The sequence below is a fragment of the Candidatus Accumulibacter aalborgensis genome, assembly GCF_900089955.1.
Classification (GTDB): domain Bacteria; phylum Pseudomonadota; class Gammaproteobacteria; order Burkholderiales; family Rhodocyclaceae; genus Accumulibacter; species Accumulibacter aalborgensis.
The window spans coordinates 1-7,239 of the sequence record NZ_FLQX01000118.1 but is presented as its reverse complement, the minus strand read 5'-3'; the positions used below and the strand labels follow the sequence as shown (position 1 = coordinate 7,239).

The following is a 7,239-nucleotide window of genomic DNA, read 5'->3' as shown; positions in this document are numbered from 1 at the left end:
TCCTCGTGCGCCAACCTACGCCAGCAGCCGCCTTGCGTGGGTTTGAAATGAGAACTGCTGCCGGAACGTCCGTCATCCTCCAATCAGCTTGGTACAATGGCGGATTGACCGTCCTCAGGCTCCCGACCATGAAACGCAACCGATTCTCCTCCCGCAAGCGCATCTCGGCCGACGCCACCGAGTTAAGCCGTCTGGCCATCGGTCTGGCCGAGTCCGGCAGCAAGCTCGAGGATACCTTCTGGCAGAGTCGCCTCGCCGAACTCGTCAATCGCCTGTTCCACGATGGCGCCGAGGATGACTTCACCGCGTCGCTAGACCGCCTGTTCGACACCCATCCGATGGCCCATGACGACCTCGCCGACCTCATCGAGGCGCACGCCGAATCGTGCGTTATCTCGCATCAGGGAGAGGACTTCGACCTCCTGCTCTTTGCCGCGCCGGTGCTGGCCTGGTCGCGCTTTTCGATTCCGGCGGCGGCGATCCCCAAGGGAACCCTGCAGACACTGAAGGTGCATCTCGGTGCACACGTCTTCGCCAGCGGCGCACGGATTGCGCTCGCCGACTATCTTTACAGTCCCGATCAACTGCCGCACAGTTTTGTCGATACCTGGCAAATGATGCACGAACTCGGAGCCGCCGCACTCGCCCAGACGGACCTCAACATCGATTCGTCGGCGATGCCCGAAACCAACCGCTTCCTGTCCGATACGCGCTACCTGGTCGGCGCGCTGACCGTTCCCCGCGGCATGCCGATCTTCCGCTGGAACGAGGCCGACAAGAGCACGCGCGAAACGGCACTCAAGGAATGGTTGAAGCAGGGCGCACCCTGCCTCGAACCCCTGCTCACCGGCTGCGCCTATCAGGCCTTGCTGGCCGATGCCTATCACGCTGCGTGCCGGGCGTCGGACAGCGCCTCGCGCCCGTACTCGCTGAATGCCTCTGTCGCCTTCCTGCAGGCCGCCCTCGGCCAACCCGACGAGAACCTGCGCGCCGTGATTGGTGGCTTCCACGACAAGCGACTCGAGGAATACCGGATCGGCTTCGGCCCAGCCGACAGCGACGTGGTGTACCACGGTGTCGTCTGGCCACTGCTGGGCATTGAAGACGAAACCACCGAAATCGCCGGCGAGATCGAAGCCGTCCTGCGCAAGGTGGGCCTGAAGGAAGTCGTCGTGCTCGACCAGCAGTTCCCCTACGAGTTCTGTGACGACTGCGGCGCGCCCCTCTATCCGAACATCGAAGGCGATACGGTCCATGCCGAGATGCCGGAACAGGACGACGCACCGTCGCAGACCCTGCACTGAAGCGATCATCCCGATGAGCAACAGCGATCTGCTGCAACGTAGCCTGGCTGCCGTCTGGCATCCGTGCACCCAGATGAAACAGCACGCCGACGCGGTCGCCGCCTTGCCCATGGTCCCCATCGCCAGGGGCCAGGGAGTCTGGCTGTACGACTTCGATGGCCACCGCTACCTCGACGGGATCAGCTCGTGGTGGGTCAACCTGTTCGGCCACTGCAACCCGCGCATCAATGCGGCGCTGCGCCAACAGCTCGACGAACTGGAACATGTCATCCTCGCCGGCTTCACCCATCGGCCGGTGATCGAGCTTTCCGAAAGGCTGGCAGCGCTGACCGGCCACACACTCGGCCATTGCTTCTATGCTTCCGACGGCGCGTCGGCGACCGAAATCGCTCTCAAGATGTCGTTCCACTCGTGGCACAACCGGGGTCGCCACGAGAAACAGGAGTTCCTCTGCCTGGCCGGCGGTTATCACGGCGAAACCGTCGGCGCGCTGGCGGTCACCGACGTTGCTCTGTTCAAGGACGCCTACGGTCCGCTGATTCGCCCCGCCGCGACAGTACCGACGCCCGATGCCCGCCTGGCGACCGATGGCGAAACACCCATCGACGTCGCTCGCCGTGCCGCCGCCGGTCTCGAAACTCATCTCGAAGAGCACCATGCCCGGATCGCGGCACTGATCGTCGAGCCCCTGATTCAGTGTGCCAGCGGCATGGCGATGTACGATCCGGAATACCTGCGCCTGGCCCGCGGCCTCTGCGACCGCTACGAAGTCCATCTGATCTGTGACGAGATCGCCGTCGGCTGCGGCCGCAGCGGAACTTTCTTTGCCCATCAGCAGGCGGGAATCAAACCGGACTTCCTCTGCCTGTCGAAAGGCATCTCCGGCGGCTATCTGCCGCTGTCGATCGTCCTGACGACCGACGCTGTCTATGATTCTTTTTACGACGACCGCCTCAGCCGCGGCTTTCTGCATTCGCACTCCTACACCGGCAACGCGCTGGCGTGCCGGGCTGCGCTGGCGACGCTCGACATCTTCGCCGACGATCGCGTGATCGACGCCAATCGCCTACTCGCCGCGCAGCTCGCCGATTGCCTCAGCCCGCTGGCCGACCACCCACAGGTTCGTCATCTACGCCAACGCGGAATGATCGCCGCTTTCGACGTGGTCAGCGACGATCCGCAGTTTTCGCAGCGCTTCTACCGCCAGGCACTGGCCAACGAAATCCTGCTGCGGCCGATCGGCAATACCGTCTACTTCATGCCGCCCTACGTGATCAGCGCCGAGGAATGCGCGTTCCTCGCCGCGCGCGCCATCGCCGCACTGGACGCCGCCCTCTCCGAATGATCTGGAACGAACTGCAAGGCGAACTCGAAGCACTACAGCGCGATGGCCTCTGGCGTCAGCGCCGCACCCTGGAACTGCCCTGCGGACCGCAGGCGCGGGTTGACGGCCGCGAGCTGATCAGCTTCTGCAGCAACGACTACCTCGGGCTGGCCAACGACCCGGCGCTGATCGAGGCGGCGTGTGCCGGCGCAAACGCCTGGGGAGTTGGCAGCGGCGCCTCGCATCTGGTCAGCGGCCATCTCGCCCCGCACGCGGTGCTCGAAGAGAAGCTCGCCGCTTTCACCGGCTTCCCGCGCGCGCTCCTCTTCTCCACCGGCTACCTGGCCAACCTGGCGATCGTTCCGGCGCTCGTCGGGCGTCGCGATGCGGTCTTCGCCGACCGCCTCAACCATGCCTCGCTAATCGACGCCGTCCAGCTCTCGCGCGCCGACAGCCAGCGCTACCCGCACGGCGATCTGGCCGCGCTCGAGCGCTTGCTGACCGCGAGTCCGGCGCGCCGCAAACTGATTCTCACCGACGCCGTCTTCAGCATGGACGGTGACCTGGCTCCCCTGCCTGGCCTGCTCGCACTCGCCGAGCGCTTCGACGCCTGGCTGGTGGTCGATGACGCCCATGGTTTCGGCGTCCTCGGCGAGCACGGGCGCGGCAGCCTCGCGCACTTCGGGCTGCCGGCGGCCAGGCGCCTGGTCCTCATGGGCACCCTCGGCAAAGCGGCTGGCGCTGCCGGCGCTTTCGTCGCCGGCGACACGACGGTCATCGAATGGCTGGAACAACGCGCCCGCACGTATATCTTCACCACCGCCAGCAGCCCGATCGTCGCCTGCGCGCTGGCCGCGAGCCTCGACCTGATCTCCGGCGGCGATGCCCGTCGCGATCACCTGTGGCGACTCACCGCCCAATTGCGCGACGGAGTGTCTGGATTAGCTGAACTGGCTGGCGGACTGGCCAACACGCGCTGGCGTCTGCTGCCCTCGCCGACGGCGATCCAGCCGCTGATCATCGGCGACAACCACGAAACCCTGCGTATCGCCGGCGCACTCTACGAGCGCGGCCTGTGGGTGCCGGCGATTCGTCCGCCGACGGTGCCCGCGAGCAGCGCACGCCTGCGCATCTCGCTGACCGCGGCGCACAGCGCACAGCAGGTCGGCCGCCTGGTCGACGCCTTGCGCGAGCTGGCATGAGCGCGGTCATCGGCCAAGGGCCCGACCTGGCGCTGATCCACGGCTGGGGGCTGGACAGCGCGGTCTGGCAGCCGCTGCTGGCGGCGCTGGCGCAGCGCTTTCGCGTGCATCTCGTCGACCTGCCCGGCTACGGCGCGGCGCCAGACGACAGCGCCGACTTCACCAATACGGCACAGGCGGTCATCGACGCGCTGCCACATCCGGTGACGCTCTGTGGCTGGTCGCTCGGTGCCATGCTGGCGCTGCGCGCCGCGCGGCTGTCGCCGGAAAAGGTCAAACGGCTGATCCTCGTCGGCGCTACCGCCAGTTTCACCCAGCGCGCTGACTGGCCTGCTGGGCAGGCGCCCGAAGTGGTCGACAGCTTTGCCGCCAGCGTCAGGCTGCAGGCGCAACCGACGCTGCAGCGTTTCATCGCCTTGTTGAGCCAGGGCGACATCCGGGCGCGCGCGATCAGCCGCACGCTCACCGCCGGCCTGCGGCAGGCGCCGACGCCTGACGTCGAAACGCTCAGCCGCGGCCTGAACTGGCTGCGCGAGGTCGACCTGCGTCCGCTGCTGCCGACAGTGACTGCCCGCTGCCTGCTGATCCATGGCGAGAACGACTCATTGATCCCGCTGGCGGCAGCACAGTGCTTGGCCAAGACGCTCCCGAACGCCAGACTGGAGGTCTTCGCCGCTGCCGGGCACGCACCCTTCCTCAACGACCCCGAGCGCTTTGTCCGCCTGCTCGACGATTTCCATCATGCCCCAGCCAGCCCCTAAACAGCGCGTACGCGAGTCCTTCGAGCGCGCGGCCGCGTCCTACGACGACGCAGCCGTACTGCAGCGACAGGTCTGCGACCATCTGCTGGCCGCCCTCGATCCCTTGCCGGAGCCAGCGAGCATCATCGACGCCGGTTGCGGCACCGGCTATGGCGCCCGGCTGTTGCGCTCGCGCTGGCCGGAGGCATACCTCACGGCGGTCGATTTCGCCCCGGCGATGCTCGCCTTCGCGCGTCGTGACGCCGACGTCTGCCTGGCTGCCGACATCGAGGCACTGCCGTGCAGCGACGAAAGTTTTGCCGCCTGGTGGTCAAGCCTGACCGTCCAGTGGTGCGATACCGACAAGGTTTTCGCCGAGGCGCGCCGCGTCCTTCGCCCCGGCGGTCGACTGGCGCTCAGTACGCTCGGCCCCGAGACCTTCCACGAGCTGCGTGACGCTTTCACCACCATCGACTGCTACCGCCACACGCTGACCTTCAGCGAACCGGCCGCCATCCGGGGTGCCCTGACCCGTGCCGGTTTCACGGACATCGAGCTGCATCGGCGGACAATCAGGCAGCACTACCCTGATCTCAAATCGCTGCTGCGCGCGATCAAGGACATCGGCGCCAACTCGGTCGGCGATGGCGCGCGTAGCGGTCTCTTCGGACGTCGTGCCTGGCAGCAGGTACAGGCGGCCTACGAACAGCATCGCACGTCCGACGGCCTGCCCGCCCGTTACGACGTGATTCTTGCCTACGCCAGAAAATGACCAACCAACGCGGCTGGTTCATCACCGGCACCGACACGGAAATCGGCAAGACCTTCGTCACCTGCGCGCTGCTGCACGCTTTCCGTCATACGGGCGTGACCGCGGTGGCGATGAAGCCGATCGCCGCCGGCTTCGACGAGTCTGGACTCAACGAGGACGTCGAGCGCCTGCTCGCGGCGTCGTCGTTCGCGGCACCGCGGGCGCTGGTCAACCCCTACGGCTTCCGGGCCGCGATTGCGCCGCACATCGCCGCCGAAGAGGAAGGTCGGAGCATCGAACTGCCGACCATCGCCGCCTCGCTAAGCCAGTTGCAGACGATGGCCGACGTGATCCTGGTCGAGGGCGTCGGTGGCTTCTGCGTGCCTCTCGGCAGCGCCGGCGACACCGCCGATCTGGCGTCGATTCTCGGCCTGCCGCTGATCCTGGTCGTCGGCATGCGACTGGGCTGCATCAACCATGCGCTACTCACCCAGCAGGCGATCGCTGCCCGCGGACTGCCGCTGGCTGGCTGGGTAGCCAACCGAATCGATCCGGCGATGTCACGCTTCGCCGAAAACCTGGCGGCCTTGCAGGAGCGGCTGCCGGCGCCGCTGCTCGGCGTCGTCGCGCATGGCACGACTCCCGAACAGGCGGCGCTGACGCTGCGACTTCCCAATCCTACTGGCCCTTGCAAGGCAGCAACTCCTGGAGTACCGGCACGACCTTGAACTCGAGGTCCTTGTGGACCAAAACGGCCCCCTGTTCAATCGCACATGCAGCAATCCAGGCGTCGGCTACCGACAGCGGGTAATGGGCCTTGATCGCCGCAGCTCTCTTCAGTAACTCCGGCGTTTCATGCAGCCATACGATGGGAAGTGCCAGACACTGTTCATAAGCTAAGCGGCCGGCAGCCTCACCTTCGTCGCGCCAGACGCGATACAACACCTCCATCAGTGACATGAACGAGCCAAAACACCGCACCGTCCCCAGCTCGGCCTGTTCGAGCAGTTCCGCTACCCGTTCCGCACCTGGCTCGTCGTCTCGCAGGGTCAGGAGCGCGGAGGTGTCCAGCAAATAGCCGGTCACTCTCTGCCCAGTTCTTCGCTTCGATCCTGGAGCAAGCGCTGCGTGCTCCCGCCCTTCCCCTGTCCGCGAAAAGCTGCGATGGGGTTTGCCCGCACGGGCACTACTCGAATTCCCCTGTCTGCTGAGTCAACAGGCCGGGCGACGACTCCAGGGACAACTACCCGCCACCGTCGGCGATCCGCTTGGGCATCGCCTCGCGCCTACCCGTGCCGCAAGGCGTTCCCCTGTACAGAGACGCAGGTTTGGGGTGAAAATGGCCAGCATTGACTTGCCGGGAAAGAAGAACCATGAGCTACACCGCCTTCGCTTCGCTGGTCACCCTGGCCTTGTTCGTCGGCATGGTCCTGCTGCTCGAAGTTGGTCGACGGATTGGTGTTCGCCGGATGGCCAATGATCCCAAAGGCGCACAGTCCGGCACCGGCGCGGTCGACGGCGCGGTGTTCGCCCTGCTCGGCTTGCTCATCGCCTTCACTTTCTCGGGTGCAGCGGTGCGCTTCGACCAGCGTCGGAGCCTGATCGTCCAGGAAACCAACGACATCGGCACCGCCTACCTGCGGCTCGACCTGCTGCCACCCAGCGCGCAACCGGCGCTGCGGGACCTGTTCCGGCGCTATCTGGATTCCCGGCTGGAGGTCTACCGGAGGCTGCCCGACATCGAAGCAGCCAGGGCGGAGTTGGCACGTTCAAACGAGTTGCAGGGAGAGATCTGGAGCCGGGCAGTGGCCGCCAGCCGAATGAACGAGGCGCCGCCGGCCGCCAACATGCTGCTCCGTAATCGTTTAGCCCCCCGCTCGCCGGCACCGCCCCTCAATCAGGCGGCAGCCGGTAGCGG

7 protein-coding genes and 1 pseudogene are annotated in these 7,239 nt (G+C 66.2%); 7 read left to right on the top strand and 1 reads right to left on the bottom strand.

Translation table 11 applies throughout. The annotated features are described in order from the left end of the window. The first annotated feature begins 128 nt into the window (after positions 1 to 128). The 6 genes from ACCAA_RS12590 to bioD are packed head-to-tail and all read left to right on the top strand — an operon-like array spanning position 129 to position 6,049. Complete coding sequence (locus tag ACCAA_RS12590) at positions 129 to 1,304, top strand: DUF2863 family protein (RefSeq protein WP_186407603.1); 1,176 nt, start codon at positions 129 to 131, stop codon at positions 1,302 to 1,304. Positions 1,305 to 1,317: 13 nt separating this feature from the next. Next, a complete protein-coding gene (gene bioA / locus ACCAA_RS12585; protein WP_186407602.1) occupies positions 1,318 to 2,649 on the top strand; it encodes an adenosylmethionine--8-amino-7-oxononanoate transaminase in 1,332 nt (443 codons plus the stop codon). Beyond that, positions 2,646 to 3,830, top strand: coding sequence for an 8-amino-7-oxononanoate synthase (gene bioF / locus ACCAA_RS12580; protein WP_186407601.1), 1,185 nt, complete (start codon positions 2,646 to 2,648; stop codon positions 3,828 to 3,830). Before bioA ends, bioF begins: the two co-directional genes overlap by 4 nt. Continuing rightward, positions 3,827 to 4,591 carry a pimeloyl-ACP methyl ester esterase BioH gene (gene bioH, locus ACCAA_RS12575; RefSeq protein ID WP_186407600.1) on the top strand — a complete coding sequence of 255 codons (765 nt, stop codon included), beginning with the start codon at positions 3,827 to 3,829 and terminating at the stop codon, positions 4,589 to 4,591. Before bioF ends, bioH begins: the two co-directional genes overlap by 4 nt. Continuing rightward, positions 4,572 to 5,342 carry a malonyl-ACP O-methyltransferase BioC gene (gene bioC, locus ACCAA_RS12570; RefSeq protein ID WP_186407599.1) on the top strand — a complete coding sequence of 257 codons (771 nt, stop codon included), beginning with the start codon at positions 4,572 to 4,574 and terminating at the stop codon, positions 5,340 to 5,342. Before bioH ends, bioC begins: the two co-directional genes overlap by 20 nt. Then, entirely contained in the window at positions 5,339 to 6,049 is a 711-nt protein-coding gene (gene bioD / locus ACCAA_RS12565) for a dethiobiotin synthase (protein ID WP_186407598.1), read from the top strand. The genes bioC and bioD overlap by 4 nt, the downstream gene beginning before the upstream one ends. Here bioD and ACCAA_RS12560 read toward each other — a convergent pair. After that, complete coding sequence (locus ACCAA_RS12560; RefSeq protein ID WP_186407597.1) at positions 6,000 to 6,407, bottom strand: PIN domain-containing protein; 408 nt, start codon at positions 6,405 to 6,407, stop codon at positions 6,000 to 6,002. The two genes, bioD and ACCAA_RS12560, sit on opposite strands and share 50 nt — an antisense overlap. Positions 6,408 to 6,694: 287 nt before the next feature. On the opposite strand from ACCAA_RS12560, the pseudogene ACCAA_RS12555 reads away from it, so the two are divergent. Continuing rightward, positions 6,695 to 7,239: pseudogene (locus tag ACCAA_RS12555) on the top strand (hypothetical protein); the annotation flags it as partial.